Annotated in this window: 17 protein-coding genes; 13 read left to right on the forward strand and 4 right to left on the reverse strand. The window is 62.7% G+C overall.

Annotated features, from left to right (window positions below; translation table 11 throughout):
• Positions 1–399 precede the first annotated feature (399 nt).
• Complete coding sequence (locus tag GE027_RS10855) at positions 400–1,767, forward strand: integron integrase (protein WP_202617388.1); 1,368 nt, start codon at positions 400–402, stop codon at positions 1,765–1,767.
• Positions 1,768–2,103: 336 nt separating this feature from the next.
• Here the strand turns inward: GE027_RS10855 and GE027_RS10860 are convergent, their stop codons facing one another.
• Positions 2,104–3,417, reverse strand: a complete 1,314-nt coding sequence (locus GE027_RS10860) for a prepilin peptidase (RefSeq protein ID WP_153557218.1) — start codon at positions 3,415–3,417, stop codon at positions 2,104–2,106.
• A gap of 43 nt (positions 3,418–3,460) precedes the next feature.
• Entirely contained in the window at positions 3,461–4,600 is a 1,140-nt protein-coding gene (locus GE027_RS10865; RefSeq protein WP_153557219.1) for a hypothetical protein, read from the reverse strand.
• Positions 4,601–4,715: 115 nt separating this feature from the next.
• On the opposite strand from GE027_RS10865, the gene GE027_RS10870 reads away from it, so the two are divergent.
• Complete coding sequence (locus tag GE027_RS10870; RefSeq protein WP_153557220.1) at positions 4,716–5,972, forward strand: putative sugar nucleotidyl transferase; 1,257 nt, start codon at positions 4,716–4,718, stop codon at positions 5,970–5,972.
• A gap of 2 nt (positions 5,973–5,974) precedes the next feature.
• On the opposite strand, the gene GE027_RS10875 is transcribed toward GE027_RS10870, so the two are convergent.
• Positions 5,975–6,982 carry a serine/threonine protein kinase gene (locus tag GE027_RS10875; RefSeq protein WP_153557221.1) on the reverse strand — a complete coding sequence of 336 codons (1,008 nt, stop codon included), beginning with the start codon at positions 6,980–6,982 and terminating at the stop codon, positions 5,975–5,977.
• A 3-nt stretch (positions 6,983–6,985) separates the two neighbouring features.
• Positions 6,986–7,912, reverse strand: a complete 927-nt coding sequence (gene accD, locus GE027_RS10880; RefSeq protein WP_153557222.1) for an acetyl-CoA carboxylase, carboxyltransferase subunit beta — start codon at positions 7,910–7,912, stop codon at positions 6,986–6,988.
• Positions 7,913–8,098: 186 nt separating this feature from the next.
• On the opposite strand from accD, the gene GE027_RS10885 reads away from it, so the two are divergent.
• The 11 genes from GE027_RS10885 to GE027_RS10935 all read left to right on the forward strand — a co-directional run bounded on the left by GE027_RS10885 (position 8,099) and on the right by GE027_RS10935 (position 19,445).
• On the forward strand, positions 8,099–9,607 hold the full coding sequence (locus tag GE027_RS10885) for a glycoside hydrolase family 10 (protein WP_153557223.1): 1,509 nt from the start codon (positions 8,099–8,101) through the stop codon (positions 9,605–9,607).
• Between the two features lie 28 nt (positions 9,608–9,635).
• Positions 9,636–10,631, forward strand: a complete 996-nt coding sequence (locus GE027_RS10890; RefSeq protein ID WP_237607460.1) for an SMP-30/gluconolactonase/LRE family protein — start codon at positions 9,636–9,638, stop codon at positions 10,629–10,631.
• 150 nt (positions 10,632–10,781) lie between these two features.
• On the forward strand, positions 10,782–12,608 hold the full coding sequence (locus GE027_RS10895) for a dockerin type I domain-containing protein (protein ID WP_153557224.1): 1,827 nt from the start codon (positions 10,782–10,784) through the stop codon (positions 12,606–12,608).
• 283 nt (positions 12,609–12,891) lie between these two features.
• Positions 12,892–13,566, forward strand: coding sequence for a hypothetical protein (locus tag GE027_RS10900; RefSeq protein WP_153557225.1), 675 nt, complete (start codon positions 12,892–12,894; stop codon positions 13,564–13,566).
• 400 nt (positions 13,567–13,966) lie between these two features.
• Positions 13,967–14,986 (forward strand): hypothetical protein, encoded by a 1,020-nt coding sequence (locus GE027_RS10905; RefSeq protein ID WP_153557226.1) that lies wholly within the window; start codon positions 13,967–13,969, stop codon positions 14,984–14,986.
• A complete protein-coding gene (locus GE027_RS10910; RefSeq protein ID WP_153557227.1) occupies positions 14,987–16,003 on the forward strand; it encodes a type II secretion system F family protein in 1,017 nt (338 codons plus the stop codon).
• A complete protein-coding gene (locus GE027_RS10915; RefSeq protein ID WP_153557228.1) occupies positions 16,000–17,184 on the forward strand; it encodes a type II secretion system F family protein in 1,185 nt (394 codons plus the stop codon). Before GE027_RS10910 ends, GE027_RS10915 begins: the two co-directional genes overlap by 4 nt.
• Entirely contained in the window at positions 17,181–17,618 is a 438-nt protein-coding gene (locus tag GE027_RS10920; protein WP_153557229.1) for a hypothetical protein, read from the forward strand. The genes GE027_RS10915 and GE027_RS10920 overlap by 4 nt, the downstream gene beginning before the upstream one ends.
• Positions 17,615–18,133 (forward strand): PulJ/GspJ family protein, encoded by a 519-nt coding sequence (locus GE027_RS10925; protein WP_153557230.1) that lies wholly within the window; start codon positions 17,615–17,617, stop codon positions 18,131–18,133. The genes GE027_RS10920 and GE027_RS10925 overlap by 4 nt, the downstream gene beginning before the upstream one ends.
• Positions 18,130–18,576, forward strand: a complete 447-nt coding sequence (locus GE027_RS10930) for a hypothetical protein (protein ID WP_153557231.1) — start codon at positions 18,130–18,132, stop codon at positions 18,574–18,576. The genes GE027_RS10925 and GE027_RS10930 overlap by 4 nt, the downstream gene beginning before the upstream one ends.
• Complete coding sequence (locus GE027_RS10935; protein WP_153557232.1) at positions 18,573–19,445, forward strand: DUF1559 domain-containing protein; 873 nt, start codon at positions 18,573–18,575, stop codon at positions 19,443–19,445. Before GE027_RS10930 ends, GE027_RS10935 begins: the two co-directional genes overlap by 4 nt.
• Positions 19,446–19,576 lie beyond the last annotated feature (131 nt).

Consider the following 19,576-nt stretch of genomic DNA (forward strand, 5'->3'; position numbering starts at 1 on the left):
ATCCGTAGCCGGCAATTCGAGATGGACGCATCGACGGAACAAGCTACTGACTCGTACTCGTACTTGTACTCGTACTCAGCAACGCGGTACTCGTACTCGATTCGGGAGAAAAGGCAGCATCGCAACCACGGCCGAATCGGCGGTGCATTGGCCACTCGTCACCGGACATTCGAGTAGGAGTACGAGTACCGGGCTGCGCCCTGAGTACGAGTACGACTCTGCACGTGCAAGAACTACTAAGTTAACCCCGGTCAGAATGGCCGTATGCGGGTATACACCGGGGGAGGGCATGCTACTATAGCAGTACCCCCCGGCTCAGTCCAGTCGAATTCACTGTATCCCTCGAACGGCGTTTTCGGGGGGTGTGAGTCGGTTTCCTGCCGCGATGGAGTATGGGATATGTCGCTGAGCCAGTTCGAACGTGAGGTGTTGGGCGATCGTCTGGGGCGGAACGACCAAATTTGGTTTCCGCGGTGGCTTCGTCGCTACGCGATGACTTTTCGCAATGGCATCGAGGGTGAGTTACCGGTCAATTTGGATTTGGTGGTGAGTTTCTCTCGAAGCCTACTGGCCAATGGGGCGCCCGCTTGGCAACGGTGGCAAGCAGTGCGAGCGATCGAATTCTACCGCGATTCGGTACTTGAACGCACCGCGCCGGATCTTTCGAGCGTGATCGCGAAGTTGGCTCAAATGGGTCGAGGAGAACGCAACTTGCCCTTGGATGCCCCACCGACCGACGAAGAATTGGCCAAGTTACGGGGCAACATCAACCGCAGCGAGCCGCCTTTTATCCAAACGATGCGGGGCGAGATGCGGTTGCTGCATTATTCAATGGCGACCGAGAAGGCGTACGTTCGATGGGTTAAACGGTTTTCGGGCTTTGTCGGTTCGGTCGAACTGGAACAATTCGGCGAACGCGACATCGGTGCGTTCCTGACTTCGCTCGCCGTGAAAGGCAATGTGGCGACCAGCACGCAGAACCAAGCGCAGTCCGGATTGTTGTTTTTCTATCAGTGCGTCCTGGGAAAGCGTTTGGGATTTCTCAATGCGGTGCGTGCGAAGAAGCGGGAGCCGCTTCCGGTTTGGTTCAGCCGTTCGGAAATCGAACGGCTGCTGGTTCATTTTGTGGGCATGCACCGTTTGATGTTCTTGCTGATCTACGGTGCGGGGCTGCGTCACAAAGAGTGCCGCCGCTTGCGAATCAAGGACGTCTGTTTCGACGATCGGTACATCATCGTCCGCGATGGCAAAGGCGAGAAAGACCGCATCACGTTTCTACCCGAGCGTGCGGTGGAGGACCTGAAACGGCAAATCGACTACGCCGCAAGGATGCACCGGATCGATGTCGAAGAGGGATATCCAGAGGTGTATCTGCCGTACGCATTATCGCGGAAATACCCTAACGCGGCGAGTGAATTGCCGTGGAAGTGGGTGTTCCCGTCTCGTCAACGAGCCATCGATAAACGGAGCGGCAAGGCATGGCGACACCATATCGCCGAGGAGCAATTCGCGGTGGCTTTCAAAACGGGCTTGAGGTTGGCGGGCATCCAGAAGAAAGGCGTTCCACACAGTTTGCGTCACAGTTTCGCGACGCACTTGGTGGAATCGGGAACGGATCTCGCGACCGTCCAGAAATTGATGGGGCACAAAGATGTCCAAACCACGATGAAGTACGTTCACGTCAGTCAAGACTTTGGCGGAAGTTTGAAGAGCCCGATGGACACGCTGGGCGAATCAAACCCGCCAGATCACGAAGAGGAGGCTTGAACACGTTTGTCGAAGTGGGGCGTCCGATCTGACAATCTTGGACTGGCCAATGCCGAACTTCCAAGCAGGTAGGCAGGAGTCTTTCGGCATATCAGCCGTTTTGGCGTTAGCCACGGTTACCCACCTGGAACCGGGGGCTAGTGCCCAAACGGCTAATGGAATTGCACCCAATCATTCCTTCCTACCTGCTTAAGCCTCGCCAGACGAAGGAAAAAAGCGAGTGATGAAAGTCCAAGCGATGTTCTTCGTATTTGATGAACCCGCTGCGTCTAAGCTTTCCGCCGTGCCCTTACATGGCTGTCCAGATGATCTCCAGTACCCACGCTTCTCGTCGGGTTAAACCGCCGGCCGGATGGCTCGCCAAGCAACCAACAGGACGCCCATCAACAGCAGCGAAACCAGCAGCACGATCGGGAAGACGGGCCCGAGCAATACCGCGGGCAGCAGCCCTGCTTGCCAGACCGTCGGCCAATACAAGACCGTCACGGCCGTGCCGGCGCACAGATAGGGCCCAAACGGAGTCATCCTTTGCCCGGTGGCAAGAAAATGGACCAACACGATAAAGATCGCGGTGAAGGGAGCGATAAAGAACGCTGCCAGACTGGCTTGCCAGCCCACGATCGCCCCGATCATGGCCATCAGCGTGACGTCGCCAAAGCCCATGGCTTCCTGGCCCATGGCAACGCTGGCCACTAGCCGGATGGCCCACACCGTCCCGCCGCCCACGGCCATGCCCACCAAGGCGGTCAGCACGCCCTGCCAGGCGGTTCCGCCGGTCCACCACACCGCGGCCACGGCAACGCTGCCCAGCAGCCACATCGCCCCCAAGTATTTTGTCAGCGGATCGCGACGAAGGATCACCACAAAATACTCCACGGCCTTCCGCCAGCCGCGACGAAGGATCACGACACGGCTGGACAAGGCAAAACACCACACCGTCCAAATGCTCCACCCCAAAACCAGCCCGCTGCCGGTCGTCCATCGCAAGGACATGGCGTGGGGAGCCGCGAACGTACAAGGAATCACGGTGGTAAAGCCGCCGGCGGTCAGGGGCACCGGAAGGAAAGTGTGCAGCGACAAACCGGCCAGCAACAACGCCAACAGCGTGCCCGGGATGGTGATCCGGTCGGGAATCAATTGCTCGTCGAAATCGATGAACGTGGCGATCGTCATCAGGACCAACAGCAGGGCGTGCCCGAGGAACAACCAATTCAACCAGGGCTGCATCGCGGCGATGTTCGCAGCGTTTCGAACCGTCTCGGGCAGCAGCGCCCCCGACTGGGTCTCGTACCAGTACAGCCAGGGCAGAAGGAAGGCAAAGCCCAGATCGATCAACATCGGACGCAGCCAGAAGGGCGAGCGCGGCTGCCACTGCTCGGGAACGTCGTAGCCCATGCGAGTCAGCCGCTGGCGGGCCGCGCCGCTTTGCTGTACTCGTTCGCTGCCCCGCGTCCACCAACCCACCACCGGCAGGCGCGAGTGCCATCGGCGCCGGGGGATGCCGGCCGGGGCGGCCGACCAGGGGCTGACCGGTAGACCAAAGGCCGCCCAGGCGTAGATCGCCCAGTTGATAAACCCGCCGCACAGCAATCCCACGACGGCCAACAGCGTCAAACGCAGCGAGAGCGGTAGGTCGGTCCAGGCGTTCATAGAGCAGGATCGGATTCGCGGTGGGCGGCAGCGGCGGAGGAACCTACGGATGCAAAGAACGTAGCGAGATCAGGCCGCTGCGACTAGCCGTTTGCCAGGTCCGGCGACGAGCCTCCTCGTCGGGGAAACCCAGCGTGTGCTGGCGATAGATCGTCAGCGGATCGGCCTGCACGTCGACGAAACCGATCTGCCGAAGGTCCTGGTGCTCCAGATGCAGGAGCATCGCCAACGCGACATCACGGACTTCGGTGCGGAGTCGCCGGCGCGTCGCCGCCACCAGGTGCCAGATCTGACAGGTGCGGTGGTCGTCCAGGAACCGCGACAGCGCCGGAGGGGCCTGCCGCGGCGCGTGCTTGGCCAGCGTCGTCAGGGCCAGCGCGGTCGCCGCCGGGGACGCTTCGGTTTCGCCGTCCAGGGTTTGCCACGCCATCCGAACCGCTTGCCGCTCGCACTGCCACTGCAAGGCAACTCGCATCCAGTGGCGGTCCCGCGAGGCCGGCAGGTCGTCCAGCAGGTGGGCGACCATGCGGCGGAGGACGTCGCCGTGCTTTCCCGACTGCAGCGCTCCGCTGAGCTCGTCGCGAAGCAGTTGGTCGCGGATCTGATGATCCCGCAAACAACGATTGGTTGTCTGCCCGTGGCGGACCAATAACAGCAAGGCCCAACGCAGCGGATCCCGGCCGGCGTCCGCAGGCAACGGTCCCAGCGGCGGCCAAGCGACCGCCTCGGTCGTGGCCAGGTCCTGTAGCGACGAGCGATAGCGTCGGGCCAGGGCGACGAACATCCGCCGGCTGGCCGCGTCCTCGCCGACCATCGTTCGGTAGGATTCCCACATCGGCAGCCGGTAGTGCTGGCCCGCTTCGACCGCGTTCTCGAGCCGCTGGAGTTCCGTTGAGAAGCGGTCGCGATGCAGGGTGTGCAGCAGTTCCTGGCAGCGCAGACGGATCTCGAGATCCGCCGCGGCACAGCCGTCCCGCAGCGCCTCGTGGGCGGCGGGTCCGGCCGACTTGAGTTCGTTCAACGCCCGAGCTCGAACGGCGTAGGAAGCGTCGCCCAAACGCTGGACCCAGGCCGCCGGCGGCTCGTCGCTCCAGACGGTCCCCGCCGAGCTGCCACCGCAGCCCGCCAGCAGCACGCACCATCCCGCGAGTCGTTTCAGTTCCATACCTAAACTATGGCTCACGACGTTCTCGACGGGTGACCGATCGGCGAGTTTTTTAGAAACTGGTTTTAGGGACTGCGTAAACGGTTCCGATTGTAGAGAATGTTCTTAGCCGCCCCGAATCCAGGTTCTTCCGATGCATGTGCTTTGTTTTGAAGATGCGGGCACCGCCCAACTGGCGCCCATCACGACTGGGCGTCCGACCTACGCGATCCAGTGTGCGTCGTATCATCTGCTGGATTGGCTGCAGCGGCTGGATTGCCCGATCCTGGGCAGCGTGCGGCCCCACCTGCATACGATCCAGAAGGTTGACTACGGCCTGACGGCCCTCGGCGGCGAACGGGTGGGCGAACCGATGTTGTTGGTCAACGCTCGGTTGGTCCCTTCCAAGTCCAATTGGCTGGCGCTGCGAGAGCTGTTGCAGCGCGGCCAAGCGTGCCAGATCAGCGACGACGAGGGCCTTCTGGCCGCCGTGTTGCCGGCCGGGTGGTCGCTGGTACAGCCTACCGACGATTCCGCCGACTATACTCCTACGGCGATCGACCACATCGTCGCCGCGGCCCGCGTCCAGCCCGTCGGAGCGGCCGCGTTGGATGCCTTCGTCTGGCCCCACGACGTGGTGTCTTGGCACATGCGGCTGATGAACGAAAACATGCAGCTGCGGATCGAAGAAGGCGGGTACACCCAGCTGGAAGACGGCGTTTTCGTTGCGCCCGATGCCGCTCTCGGGCCTCATCCGGTGATCGATACCAGTGAGGGACCGATCCTGCTGGACCGCAACGTCAAAGTGGGCCCGTTTTGTTTTTTGAGCGGGCCCGTGTACGCCGGACCCAACACGCGGATCATCGAACACGCGGCGCTCAAGGACGGCGTGTCGCTGGGCCACACGGTCAAGATCGGCGGCGAGGTCGAAGCTTCGGTGATCGAGGCCTACACCAACAAACAGCATCACGGTTTTCTCGGCCACAGCTATCTGGGCAGCTGGATTAATCTCGGCGCCGGGACCTGTAACAGCGACCTGAAAAACACCTACGGCACGATCAACTTGGAATACAACGGCCGGCGCGTGGCCACCGGGATGCAGTTCATGGGCTGTGTGATGGGCGACTACAGCAAGTCGGCGATCAACACCGGGATCTTCACCGGCAAAGTGATCGGCGTGGCCAGCATGCTGTACGGCTTTGTGACCAGCAACGTTCCCAGCTTCGTCAACTACGCCCGCCTGTTCGGCCAAATGGCAGAGATTCCGCCGGACGTCATGATCAACACCCAAGCCCGGATGTTCGGCCGGCGGAAAGTCGAACAGCGGGACTGCGACACCCAGCTGATTCGCGACATGTTCCGGTTGACCGTCGGCGAACGCGAGCAGGACGAATCCCTGTCGATGCTGTGAGGCTAGACCTCTTCCTGCTTGACCAGGGCGATCTGTTTGAGAAACAGGTCCATCGATGCGGTTCGGTTCTCCGGTTTGGCTTCCAGGCAATTCATGATCGCCCGGCCCAGCCGCGGATCCAGTTTGGGACGCCGCTCGAAGATGTCGGTCGGAGCGGTCGTGTCGTGCTGCAGGGCGGCTCGGCCGGTCGTGTCGGTGACGTTCCAAGGGAATTCGAACGTCAGCAGACAGTAGCAGGAGATCCCGAAGGAAAAGATGTCGACGCGTTGATCGGTCGGCCGGCGACGGACGATTTCCGGAGACATATAGACCGGCGTGCCCGTACGGTTGCCCGGGGCCATAAAGGGCGGCGTGGCGGGGACGGTCAAGCCGAAGTCGATCAGCTTTAACCCTTCCAGATCCGGCAAGCAGATAAAGTTGCGGGGACAGATGTCGCGGTGGATGAAACCTTGGCTGTGAACGTAGGCGATCGCTTCGGCCATCTGCCGAATCAAGTTCACCCGTTTGCCCGCCACCTGCGACTCGTCGGCCGCCTGGACGACCTGCTGCAGGTTGGGGCCTTCGATGTATTCGGTCACCAGGTAGCGTTCGCCGCGGGTGGTTTCGCCGTGTTCGAGCGTCTCCATGACGCGGGGGTGCACCATTTGCATGGCGATCTCGCCCTCGCTGGGTTTCTTCAGCCCTTTGAAGCGGGCTTCGAACGCGCGGACCTTTTCCGGGTCGCACACCTTGACGCCGACGATGCGTTTCAGCTGACGGTCGCGGGCCAGAAAGAAGTTGCCCATCGTGCCCGAGACCGACGAACGCATGCGTTCAAAGCGTGCTTCCACGTCGCATTTAACGCGGGCCGGCGCCGTGCTGCGTTTGCCGGATTTCTTGCCGGACTGGCCGCTCGTTTTGCTGGACTTGCCAGTCGTCTTGCCGCCGGCGGACGATTGGGCGTCGTCCCCGCCGGACGCTTTGTTGGCCGAACCGGGCAGCAGCGAACGCAACGAATCAAGGAACCCCATGCTTTACTTTCCGCAGTAGTCGATGGCCTGAGCGATTTCACTCTTCAAACGTTCGCGGGTGACGATCCGATCGATGTAGCCATGCTCCATCAAGAACTCGCTGGTCTGAAACCCTTCGGGCAATTCGATTCCGATCGTGGCTTTGATCGTCCGCGGGCCGGCGAACCCGATCAGGGCTTTGGGTTCGGCCAGGATCAAATCGCCCAGCGACGCAAAGCTGGCCGCCACGCCGCCCATGGTCGGATTGGTCAGGACGCTGATGAACAGTCCGCCGGCCTGATCAAAACGCGCCAAGGCGGCGGTTACTTTGGCCATCTGCATCAGGGACAAAATGCCCTCGTGCATGCGGGCCCCGCCCCCGGAACCGCTGACGATAATCAGCGGCAGATTCTGTTCGGTCGCCCGTTCGATCAAGCGGGCCAGTCGCTCGCCCACCACCGATCCCATGCTGCCCATGATGAACGCCGAATCGGTCACGGCAAAGGCGACGCGGCGAGCCCGGATCATGCCGGTGCCGGTCAGCACCGCATCGCTCAGTCCGGTGCGTTTTTGTTCGGCAACCAAGCGGTCGGCGTAGCGTTTGCGGTCGCTGAACTGCAACGGGTCGGTGGGCCGCAGGTGTTCGTTCAGCGGTTCAAACGTACCGTCGTCCAGGACGTGGCTGACGCGCTCGGCGGCCGAGACATAAAAGTGGTATTCGCAGTTGGGGCAAACATTCAGCCGCCGCTGGACCTCTTTGCGGTACAGCGAGGCGCCACAACCGGGGCACTTGATCCACAGCCCTTCGGGCACGCCGCGCTTCTTGGGGACCGCCGGCGCTTCGGCCGAGACGTCGCGAGTGGCGGACGGGCCAGTGGCGGACGGGCCGGTGGCGGACGGGCCAGTGTCGGGCGGGGCGGGGCGGTTGGAGGAGGTTTCGGCGTCTGGCATAGGAATCGGTTAAAGATATGCGGGAACGGCGTGGGGCGACAGAGCACCTAGTGTACGCCGAATTCCAGTTTACCCCCAGACGTCCCTCGAATTGAACCGCTAGGCTTCCTGCGTTAGATTCAGGGCCCCCTGCCGCTGGCAGCGGCGTGGTTTTCCCCTTCAATTCCTACGGCCTGACTGGCTGCCATGGGCCAATTTCAATTCGACATCCCCGAGAACCTGCTGGAACAAGGCAGTTTGGGGGAGGACTGTTCGCTGTGGAAATGGGCCTATATCTCGGGGATCGAAGGCATTCCGTGGGAGGGCAATGTTCGCTTCGAACACGGCCGGCTGACCGTGACTCGGCGGATCGACGAATCGGGCAAACTGTCGGTCCCCTGGGTCATCCCCGGCTACGGGCCGGTCACGCTCTCGACGTGCAGCCTCCGCTCGGGCGTGCCGCCCTATAACCTGCCTCTGGAGCTGGCCCGCGGGTGTTGCTACCGAGTGCGGTCGCAGGCCGATACCTGGGAGCGGGCTGGGCTGAGGATGTCGGATAATTTCCGCGATCTGCTGGCTCAGGGAACGGCCTTCTTTCTCGATGCGGCCCAGCGCGTGGCCAATCCGGAGGCGGCCGGTGAGGATGCCATGAAAGCGATCCGGCATCTCGAAGCGGCTTCGGCCGATCTGCTGGAATCCTACGCCGCCCAGGCCCTGGCCTTTCGCCGCGACAACGAGGGCCGGCTGGGAACCCTGCTGGGGGCTTCGATGCCGGCCGAACATCTGCCCACCGCCGCCCAGACCGGCGACTACGTCGCCGCCTGTAACGCCGCGGCGGTGCGGGTATCCTGGGCGGAAGTCGAAACCGACGCGGGACGGCTGGACTTCGATGCCGTCGATCGCATGTTCGCCTGGAGCGAACAACATGGCCTGCGGGTGATTGCCGGCCCCCTGTTCGACTTCCAAGACAAAATGCTGCCGCACTGGCTGTACCTGCTGGAAGATAATTTCGATGGTTTGCTCGACGCCGTCTGTCGCTTTACCGAACAGGCCGTGCGCCGGTATGCCGGCAGGGTCCACCTGTGGAACTGTGCGGCTGGACTGAACACCCGCGGACCGATCTCGCTGAGCGAGGAGCAGGTGATGCGATTGGCCGTCGCCATCATCCAGACCGTCCGCCGCGTGGATCCGCGAAATCCGGTGATCATCTCTTTCGACCAACCCTATGGCGAGTACTTGGCTCGTGACCGCGAGGGCATCTCGCCGATGCACTGCGCCGACGCCCTGGTCCGTTCCGGGTTGGGGCTGAGCGGAATTGGGCTCGAACTGCGGATGAACTATGAGGACATCGGCACGCTGCCGCGGACGAATTTGGATTTCAGCCAGATGATCGACCGCTGGGCCGTGCTGGGGTTACCGCTGATGTGCCAGTTGACCCTGGCGGCCAGCAGCGAACCGGATCCTGCGGCCCTGCGCCCCACGGGCATCTTCGCCCCGAACTCCCAGCTGGGTCTGACCGAAAAGGATCAGTTGCGGCTGGCTGGAGGCTATATTCGGACCTTGCTGGCCAAGCATTTCGTGCACGGGATCATCTGGGAAGGTTGGGACGATTCGCGACCCCATATCTTCCCCCACAGCGGTTTGCTGGACGATCGCGGCACGCCCCGTCCACTGCACCAGTATATGGCGCGGCTGCGGAAAGATTTTCTCTGCTGAAACGCTTTGTTTCTCGAAGGACACGACCATGATTTACAACGTTACCGCCATCCGTACCCGTTGGACACCGTCGGCCCGCTGGACACCGTCGGCCTTGAGCCTGCTGTTGATCGCGTTGATCGCGTTGCACGCCATGCCGCCGTTGGCCGCCCAGCAGGCTGGTTCCACCGCACAGGATTCCTCGACCGCACAGGATTCCTCGATCAAGCCGGCCGGCGACGTCACCAAGATTCAGGGGGGATTCGCCTTTACCGAAGGACCGGCCGTCGCCGACGACGGCACGCTGTACTTCACCGACATTCCCAACAACACGATCCATGTGCAGGTGCCGGGCGGGAAGATCGAAACCTTTGTTTCGCCCTCGGGCCACGCCAACGGCCTGTGGGTCGACGGCGACCGTTTGTTGGCTTGTCAGATGGATGGCCAAGTGGTGGCCTACGACCGTCGTTCCAAAGCGATGACCGTGTTGGCCGATGCCTACCAGGGCCGTCGCTTCAACGCGCCCAACGATCTGGTCCCCGATACGCACGGCGGGTTGTACTTCACCGACCCTCTGTTTCGCGCTCCCGAGCCGCTGCCCCAGGGCCAGCAGTCGGTTTACTACCGCGATCGCGATGGCAACGTGACGCGGATCAGCGGCGATCTGCCGGCTCCCAATGGGATTGGATTGTCGCCCGATGGGAAACGCCTGTACGTCATCCCCAGCCGCTCGGAGGAAATGCTGGTGATGGATGTCCAGGCACCGGGCAAGGTGTCCGAGCCGCGTGTGTTCTGTCGTCTGAAGCAGCCCGAGGGAAAATCCGGTACGGGCGGCGACGGGATGGCGTTGGACGTGGAAGGCAATCTTTACATCACCGCCAACCTGGGCGTTCAGGTGTTCAGTCCCCAAGGCGAACTGTTGGGCGTGGTGGCGTTCCCCGAGCAACCGGCCAACGTGACCTTCGGCGGTGCGGACCGCAAGACGATGATCGTCACCGCCCGCAACGGCGTGTACTCGGTGCCCATGCCGATCGCCGGATGGTAGAAAACGGGTTGCCAAGAATTGGGGGCCCGTTCGGGTGGGCGATGCTATAGTTGCACGAGCCTATCGCTGTACGAAGTCGCTGTTTTACTTTCTTGTGGCCCCTTGGTTGGGCTGCTTAGTCTTTCAAGACATTGGTTGTGGGATACTGCCTTGAGATCGCTGGTTCGATATCGGCCGCTGCGCTGCCAGACGTTACAGTCACGCCGCTTGATGGCGGCCGATTGGCAGAACGACGACCTGCCCGCTGACGTCGACGCTTCGCAGATCGTTGCTCCCAACGATGTGTTGACGGTGATCGATCGGCTGAACGCCGTCGGGGCCCACATCCTGCCGGCCCGGCCTGCCGATTCCACCGAACCGTACTACGACGTCAACGGCGATGGCGTCTTGGCGCCGCTCGACGCCCTGGTCGTTATCAACCTGATCAATCGCCAGATCCCCGACCCTACGATGGCGGCATCGCTATCGGCCCAGTCCGATCCCAACGGCAACCGCGTGGTCGTGCAAGACGTCGTCGTGGCCAACGGACAGACCGATCCGGGGGCTCGCGTGCTGGTGACCGCGCTGGCCGGACAGACGGGAACGTGGGAAGCCGCGGCCGATGACGCCGGGCAGTTTTCCGTGACCTTGCCTTTGGCCGGGGGAGCAAATCAATTCGAAGTCGCCGTTCGCAACGCCATGGGACACTGGGCTCGCGACACGGTGGACGTGTTTGCCGGCGACCTGGCTCAGGATTGGAATGCCGCCATCCTGAACGTCGTGCGACAGTGGTCCAGTACGTCGGACGACCCGTTTGAAGGGCGCACCGTCTACAGCGCGCCGCCCGAGGTGGCTCGCAACCTGGCGATCATTCACGGGGCGATGTTCGAAGCCCACAATTCGTTCCAGCCGCAGTACGAATCGTACTGGGGCCCGTCGACTCCTGGCGGCGCCCCGCCCGAAGACGGTGCCGCGGATGTGGCCGCCGCCGCGGCCGCCTACCGCGCCGCTTCGGCTCTGTACGGCCAGAGCGCTCATCAGGCGGTATGGGATGCGACGCTGGCCGAATCGTTGACCGTCGCCGGTGGCGGCAACTCACACAGCGACAGCGTGACGTTTGGGTACCAGATTGCCGAAGCCATGCTGGCCCATCGCAGCGACGATGGTTCCGATGTGGCGGGCACTCACACCGCCGGAGACCAGCCCGGCGACTGGGACCGGACCCCGCCCGATTACCTGCCGCCGCTGCTGCCGGCCTGGGCCGACGTGACGCCGTTTGCGCTGGACGCGGCGGATCAGTTCCGCCCGGCGGCTCCACCTGCACTGGACAGTGCCGCCTATGCCCATTCCGTGGACGAAGTGCTGCGGCTGGGCGGCGTCGACAGCACCCTGCGTACGGCCGATCAAGACGAAATCGCGGAGTTCTGGGCGGACGGAGCTGGCACCTACACGCCGCCGGGACACTGGAACCAGATCGCCAGCGAAGCGGTCGCGGCCGAGGGTTGGGACTTGAGCGAATCGACGCGAATGTTTGCCCTGCTGAACTATGCCCTGGCCGATGCCGGGATCGCCGCCTGGGACGCAAAGTACGGTTACGATTTCTGGCGGCCGATCGATGCGATTCGCCAGGCCCACCGCGACGGCAACGACGCCACGACGCCGGTGGCCGACTGGACGCCGCGGTTGCCTTCGCCGCCCTTCCCGACCTATACGTCGGGACACAGTACGTTCAGCGGTGCGGCGGCGGAGGTGCTGACCCGACTGTTCGGCGACGGGTTTGCGTTCACGACGACGATCGATCCGGCAGCGACCAGCGGTGACAACCCAGCGATCATTAGCCGTTCGTTCGACAGTTTTTGGGACGCTGCGGAAGAGGCGGGAATGAGTCGTATCTACGGCGGGATCCATTTCGATTTCGACAACACCGCAGGCCTGGATTCCGGCCGTTCGGTGGGCGCATGGACCGCCGAGCGGTTGCTCGCGCCGCTGCCGACCTGAGTGCCACTTCGGGGCCGAAGCACCCTTGCCGCGACGGCCTGTCGATGTATTCGAAAACGCATTGCTTACGCGAGCCGTTTGGGCGAAGGCCCCGGTTTTGCGGTGACGAAACCGAGGCTATCGCCCAATTGGCTCACCCAATCGACCGGCCGGCGAGCCTCTCGTTTTGCACCGGCTGATTGCGCTGAGACCGGTTTGGCACAGCGGTTGCACTTATCTGCGTCAAGAAGCCTGCTTCTCCAAGCCGGCCGCGCAACCCCCTTCTCCTGCTGGAGCCCATCGGATGAACACCCGCTATTTTCTCGCCCTTGCCCCACTGCTGGTCACGCTGGGCCTGAGCCCCGCCGTTTCCGCCCAAGACGTCATCGACATCGACAGCGGCGACGAAGTCGGTACGGCCGAGAGTTCCATCCTGAAAGGTGCCGCGGCATTGGAAGCAGCCGAAGGCCAGGCCGCGCTGCTGCGTTCGCGAGCATCGATCAACCTGCAGGAGTCGGTCGACGAGTACCTGGACAATCAAGTCGAAGTCGTCAAAGCCTACAATGCACGGCGGAAAGCTTGGCGTGAAGCCCGCGAAGAGGAACGCCGCGATCCGCTCAGCGAAAAAGAGTACGCCGAACTGGCCGCCGAGCGCGGTCCAGACCGCCTTGGCTCCGACCGCTTCGATGCCTACTCCGGCCAGATCCTTTGGCCACCCATCCTGGATGCCAAAGAATTGAAACCGTACCGGCAAGCGATCGAGAAAGCTTTCAAGAAACGAGCTTCGGCCGGGGCCAATTGGTCGGTTCAAGACTACCGCGTCGTCAAAGAAAATGCCGACGTGATGGAGAAAGCCCTTCGCGGTGTCGAAGAACGAATCGATCCCAAAATCTTCGTGGGCCTGCTGCAGATGCTGGAAAGCATCACTTGGGAAGCCCAACATACGGCATCCGACGAACGCCTGGAAATCCTGGGCTGAGAAGGGTCCGTTAAGTGCTCGGGCGCCGAGCTCGCTCCGGGCATCGAGCTCGCTCCGGGCATCGGTATCGACACCAGTCCCTTCCCTCCCGCCGGGAGGGAAAGCTTCCGGTTTCCGGAAAGGGGACGAATCAAGCCGGGGTCTCCCAAGCCCGGTCCGAAGCCCCCTGCCAAACCCGTCTCGATAGGTTCTGGCAGCCTTCCAAAGAGAGGCAATATCTGGGGAGCTCCTGTTTGTGCCGGCGTCGATGCCCAGGCACGGAGGGTGATTTCGCGTGCTTTGACTCGTCGGTCCGCATGCAGACATCGCCACCCCGCTCTGCTAGGCTAGGACAATCCAGCAAGGAGTGAGCCTTTCTGGTTTTGGGTTGTCCGTTTCTTTGGCCGGGGCGCAACAGGAAATGTCTGCAATCGCTTCTTCGTCACCAACGCTCCAGCGTTTGCATGGCGATTTGCATGCAGCCCTGTTGGCCGGTGTGCCGCTGGATATCGGCTTCCGCGGCCGTAGCGATGTGCTGGCCGGTCGCGATGTGCTGGCCGGTCGCGATGCGCTGGCAGGTCGCGATGCGCTGGCAGGTCGCTCGCAAGTGGCACGATTGGAGCGCTGGCAGTCCCAACTCCAGCAGCACCTGACCACGCACGCGTCGATCGAGGACGCGGTGCAGCGAGCCGAGGACACGCCGACCGCTTACCGTGCAGCGGTCCTACAGTATTCGGCAACCGGAACCAGCCCACCTATTCTCCAGGCGTTGGCGGCAGGGAACCTGGCGCAGTGGCGTGTGACACGATTGGCGCGTACGACCCTGTTTTACTTGGCCGTCATCTACCTGGTCGCCGCCCTGGGGTTGTTGCTGTTCAGCTTTGTATCGCAGCCCGCCGTCATCAATCTGCAGCAAGATCTGCAGCCCGTCGTGGCGATCCGTTCGTTCTCCTCCGACTTGCCAACGGCCAGCCAGGTCGTCGCCGGTGTGCTGGCCTTGACCGCTTGTGCGTGCCTGTTGCTGACCACTCGGCCGGCATCGAAACTCCTGCTTGCTGTTTGCGGGGGGAAACGTTTTCGTGATCTGCGCGTTGCGGCCGCGGCAACCCGTGCGGCCGCCGGATTGGTGGCTGCGGGCGTCGACGTCCCGCGAGCGCGAAAATCGGCCTGCGACCTGGTTTCGGCGGGACCTCGGGTGCAAAGATTGGTCGGCGCTGCGGCGGTGGATCCGACCGGACCGGAGGCGGGCGCGGCATCGCTGACTCACTACGCGGCGTTTCTGGATCGCAATGCGACAACCCGCTTGGCGATGCTGGGCGATCTGCTGCCGACCATCTTGATCGTCGCGGGCGGCGGAGCCTGCTTGGTGTTGTACTTGGTGCTGACTCTGGGACCGGTGTTGGTTCTGTACTACGACCTGATGCTACCCGAGGTCTGGTAGATGAGCGACGGAACCCAACCGATCAACCAATCCTCGGAAACTTCACCGCCCCCACCGGCGGCGGTCTCGCAGGTCGATGACGTGCTGCGGCATCATTGTGAAATCGCCGCGGCGCTGCGTCGCGCGACTGCGGACGTACCGCGGGCCAGCCAACGCTTTCTGACCGACTTGGCAAACCGGTTCGAAGCCCACCGGACACCGCAACAAGTGTTGGCGGATCCCGCCGCCGTGCATCTGCTTGCCCCACTGGCTCCACACGCCGCAGCCCTGCCCGACCAGCCGCACCGGATCGAGGCGGCGGTGATGAACGCTGAACAACGCTTTCGTCAACACGCCAGCCAGCGACGCGGCTTCTCGATTGGCTTGACCTATCCGTTGGTCGTTGTTGTCGGCCTGGTGGTGTTGGTCTTGTTTTACCTGACATACATCGTGCCCATGTTCGACCAGATGTATACCGAATTCGAAGTGGAGCTGCCGGCGCCGACGCGGCTGGTGATCTTGCTGTCGCGGTGGCTGCTCGCTTGGGGCTGGCTGATCCTGGCGGTGATCCTTGCGGTGGTCGTTCCGCTGGTGGCGGTCACGATAGGCTGGCTGCGGCGACGAAGCGCCCGCCGGGAAGCGGTTGCCGGTTGGGCCACGCATCTCGCCGGTTTGTTTCGGCTGGACGTGCCATACCCGGAGGCCTTGCGGATCGCTTCGAGTCCTTCCCGTCTGTCCTGGCTTCGAGCGTTCGTGCAGACCCAGCTGGCAAGCAGCCCGCAGGACTTCGCGGCTCCTACGCTCGGTGGCCGGCCGTTGGCGATGGTCAGCTATGCGCTCTCACAGCCCACGCCGGCCGAGCGCAGCGAGTGGCTGGACGAGGTTGCCGAGATGTATCTCGAACGCGGACATTATCGCCGCGGAGCCTACCTGGCCTGGATGGCTCCGGCGATGTTTTGCTTGACCGGAGCGACGATCGGCCTGATCGTGATCTCGATATTTATGCCGCTGGTATCCTTGATTTCGGGGTTGGCATGAACGAATACACGGGCGGGACGGCGCCGAACGGATCAGATGACCGCAACGCATCGGCGGACCGCAACGCACCGGAGCACCACAGCGCACCGGCGGCGGCGGCGGCGGCGGCTGTCGCTTCGAGCCGCTATGGCGATGACTGCGTCGCCCCGGGACGCGTGCGTGTGACGGCGATGCCGCAGCGGGCGTTTCTGCGGGTGTTGGCGAAAACGCATTCTCATCCGGCTCGCTTGGTGACGGCCTGCGAAGCCCTGGCGATGGAGTCGCCCGGCCGGCCGGGACGGCGCCTGCACCAGTATGCGTGGTTCGTTGCCGCGGGGATCGATCCGGTGGAGGCCGTCAGCCGGATCCCTGACCTGTTGCCCGATGCCGGCGTCAAAACGCTGCGGTTTGCCCACCAACAAGGCCGCATCAGCGAAGCTTGTCAGGCGATGCTGGCCGGCGAACCGTGGCTGGACGCGCGCGAGCCGACGGCGATCATGGGCCTGCCTTCGGAATTGCTGCGGCACTCGAGCAACCTGTTGGTCATGTGGGCCGTGCTCGCGTTTCTGGGCACCTTTATCCTGCCGACCTTTCAAATGATGTTCGAGGAGTTCGGCCTGGATCTGCCGGTCTCGTTTGAGATCGCCGAGCGGTTGGTTGCAGTGGTGCCGATATTGATGCCCATCGGAGGATGTATTCTGTTGGTCCTGGTGTCGCTTCGTTTACCGCTGGTGGTGCAGGCCGTTCAGAATCGCTGGCAACCCAGTCGTGGCACCACCGAGCCGATGCCTCGGGACCTGCAGTGGCGGTCCTTGCTGGCCGACGTCATCGAACGCAGTGAACACAGGGGTGAAGGGGTACGGCAATTGGCTGGCGTCTATGGCCAACAACCGCTCGGTCAGCGTTTCGCCGCGATCGCCGAGCGAGTGGAAAAGGGTCAAGATCTCTGGGACACCCTCTTCCAGCAGGGCCTGATGGGTCGCCGCGAAGCGGATTCCCTGGCTCTGGCTCACAGCCCCGACACGCAGGCTTGGTTGTTGCGATACGATGTCACCCGGCGCAGTCACCGCCGCGACCATCGGAGACATGTGTTTTGGCGTTTTTTTTCGCTGCTCAGTCTGCTGCTGATGTCGGCGATTGTCGCCTTGGTCGTGATTTCGGTCTTTATCGTTCTGATCCGTTTAATCGCCGCGATGGCATGAGCTCACGACGTACCCCGAAACGAGTTGTCCGCACCGCTCGCTGCCGCCGCGGTCTGTCGATCATCGAAGCCGTGGTCGCGGCATCGATGTTGGTGACGTTGATGGGACTGTTCGCGACAACCGCATACCGGGTGGATCATCTGTGGCGCGACATCAGCCGCCAGCGAATGGCGTTGGCGGAGTTGTCGAATCAGTTGGAAACAATCACCTTGTTGCCGCCAGAGGAAGCCCGCCAGCGCGTCGCCTCGCTGCAGGTCTCGCCGCTGGCCGCGGAAGTGTTGGAAGAACCCGTGTTGACCGGCGAGGTGCTGTCGGATTCGGGTACCCAGCGAGTACAGCTGCGGCTGTCGTGGCAGCGCAAACAGGACCGAATCACGATGCGAATGGCCGGGTGGCTGCGTCCGGAATCCGCCGAAGTGGAGGACACGCCATGAGCTCGCGATACGCTTCCCGCGGCGTCACGCTGCTGGAAACCCTGGTCCTATTTATTTTGTTGAACACCCTGATGCTGATCACGGTGGGCTGGATCACCCAGTCGCTGCGATTCTCCTCGGCGATGCAGGACCGCTACGACCAACACCAGACCTGGATGCGACTGAGCCGCGACCTGCGCCGCGATGTCCATCGCGGCAGTGAAGTCGAAGTCCTGGAATCGGGTGGGTTGGCCATCACGGCACCGGGCGGCGAGCGGGTGGTGTATTCGCGGCATCCCGGACATCTGCGCCGCGAGTCCTCGGCGTCATCCGCGTCGGCCCGCCACGAATCGTACCCGTTTGAAGACGAACTGCAGGTCCAGTGGAACGGCGACCAGCTGCCCCGCTGGATCGAAATCAACCTGCAAGGGCCGCGCCGGGCGGACAACCTGCGGGTGCGGGCGGCCGTGGGCCGGTTGCTGCCAAGGCCGCCGTCAAACCGGCCGGCAACCGATGACATAGGAGCCGGGCCATGACAACCACCCTCAAACGCCGCCGAGGCATCTTGCTGATCAGTGTGCTGTTGGCACTGGCAATCGTCACCACGCTCGTGTTCCTGGCCGTCCGGACCGGGTTGCAAACCCGTCGGCAGATGCGTCGTGAAGTGCAAATGGAACAGACGCGATGGTTGTTGGATGCCGGCATCGCACGCGGTCTGCGGGAGCTGCGGCAGTCGCCCGAGTACCGCGGCGAAACCTGGCAGGTCGCCCCCGTTCCGCCACCTTACAGATTCGCCTCGGTCACGATCGAAGTTCGCCCGGCGGCCGACGACGACAACCCGCCCGCCGCGACTCACTTACGAGTAACCGCCGTCGTATCGGCTACCGACGCCCCGGTTCCCCTTCACACCACGCGTCGCAGCCATACGGTTCTGCTCGCCCAACCATCCTCTCTACCAGACGATGAAACTCTGCCATGAAACCATCGACACTTGCTCCCGCTCCGTTATCGACTCGCCGCGCGTTCACGCTGGTGGAACTGCTGGTGGTGATCGCCATCATCGGCGTGTTGGTCGGATTGTTGTTGCCCGCGGTGCAAGCCGCGCGCGAAGCGGCTCGGCGATGCTCCTGCGCCCACAACCTAACGCAGCTGGGTTTGGCCACGCACAATTTCGAATTCGCTCACGAACATCTGCCTGCCGGAACGACCAACCCCAGCGGACCGATTCGCAATGAACCGGTCGGCCAACACGTCAGCTTTCTGGTCCGGCTGCTGCCCTATGTCGAACAGCCGGGCATCGCCAAACGTTTTGACATCGAAGCCGGAACCTACGCTGCGGTCAACCAACCTCCGCGAGAGCGATGGATTCCGGTGTACCGCTGCCCATCGTTCGGCGGTAGCGATTTCGATTCTGCACCAACAACCAATTATGCGGGCTGTTATCACGACAGCGAGGCTCCGATCGCCGAGGACAACAACGGACTTTTGTTCCTGAACAGTGCGATCCGCTATGCCGAGATCGAGGACGGCAGCACCAACACGATCTTGATCGGCGAGTTCCTGCCCGCAAACGACAGCCTGGGATGGGCGTCGGGGACGCGCAGCTCGCTGCGCAACACCGGCTCCGTGCCCTTCAATGCTTCCTACTCTGGATTCCAGGATTACCTGCGCGACCAGGAAGGAATGGGAATCTTGGAGGTCGGCGGTTTTGGCAGCCAGCACCCCGGTGGCGCCCAGTTTGTGATGGCCGATGGGGCCGTTACGTTCCTGTCGTCGCACATCGACCCCCAACTGTTCCAAAACATGGGCAATCGCGCCGATGGCGAGATGATGGGCGAGCTTTACTAAACCAGGCTCTCCATTAAACAGGGCTCCCCATAAAACGAGGCCCTCCTCGAGCCTGATTGCGGTGTGCCAGAGGACGAAGCGGAAATGGGACGGAGCGTCTATACTGGGAAGCGAAAGCTTCGCGGTCCGTC

The organism is Roseimaritima sediminicola, assembly GCF_009618275.1.
Classification (GTDB): domain Bacteria; phylum Planctomycetota; class Planctomycetia; order Pirellulales; family Pirellulaceae; genus Roseimaritima; species Roseimaritima sediminicola.

Bases quoted from the DNA above. Each gene is read 5' to 3' on its own strand.
- GE027_RS10855 (WP_202617388.1), top strand. From the start codon at position 400: ATGTCGCTGAGCCAGTTCGAACGTGAGGTGTTGGGCGATCGTCTGGGG.
- GE027_RS10860 (WP_153557218.1), bottom strand. From the start codon at position 3,417: ATGAACGCCTGGACCGACCTACCGCTCTCGCTGCGTTTGACGCTGTTG.
- GE027_RS10870 (WP_153557220.1), top strand. From the start codon at position 4,716: ATGCATGTGCTTTGTTTTGAAGATGCGGGCACCGCCCAACTGGCGCCC.
- GE027_RS10875 (WP_153557221.1), bottom strand. From the start codon at position 6,982: ATGGGGTTCCTTGATTCGTTGCGTTCGCTGCTGCCCGGTTCGGCCAAC.
- accD (WP_153557222.1), bottom strand. From the start codon at position 7,912: ATGCCAGACGCCGAAACCTCCTCCAACCGCCCCGCCCCGCCCGACACT.
- GE027_RS10885 (WP_153557223.1), top strand. From the start codon at position 8,099: ATGGGCCAATTTCAATTCGACATCCCCGAGAACCTGCTGGAACAAGGC.
- GE027_RS10890 (WP_237607460.1), top strand. From the start codon at position 9,636: ATGATTTACAACGTTACCGCCATCCGTACCCGTTGGACACCGTCGGCC.
- GE027_RS10900 (WP_153557225.1), top strand. From the start codon at position 12,892: ATGAACACCCGCTATTTTCTCGCCCTTGCCCCACTGCTGGTCACGCTG.
- GE027_RS10905 (WP_153557226.1), top strand. From the start codon at position 13,967: ATGTCTGCAATCGCTTCTTCGTCACCAACGCTCCAGCGTTTGCATGGC.
- GE027_RS10910 (WP_153557227.1), top strand. From the start codon at position 14,987: ATGAGCGACGGAACCCAACCGATCAACCAATCCTCGGAAACTTCACCG.
- GE027_RS10915 (WP_153557228.1), top strand. From the start codon at position 16,000: ATGAACGAATACACGGGCGGGACGGCGCCGAACGGATCAGATGACCGC.
- GE027_RS10920 (WP_153557229.1), top strand. From the start codon at position 17,181: ATGAGCTCACGACGTACCCCGAAACGAGTTGTCCGCACCGCTCGCTGC.
- GE027_RS10925 (WP_153557230.1), top strand. From the start codon at position 17,615: ATGAGCTCGCGATACGCTTCCCGCGGCGTCACGCTGCTGGAAACCCTG.
- GE027_RS10930 (WP_153557231.1), top strand. From the start codon at position 18,130: ATGACAACCACCCTCAAACGCCGCCGAGGCATCTTGCTGATCAGTGTG.
- GE027_RS10935 (WP_153557232.1), top strand. From the start codon at position 18,573: ATGAAACCATCGACACTTGCTCCCGCTCCGTTATCGACTCGCCGCGCG.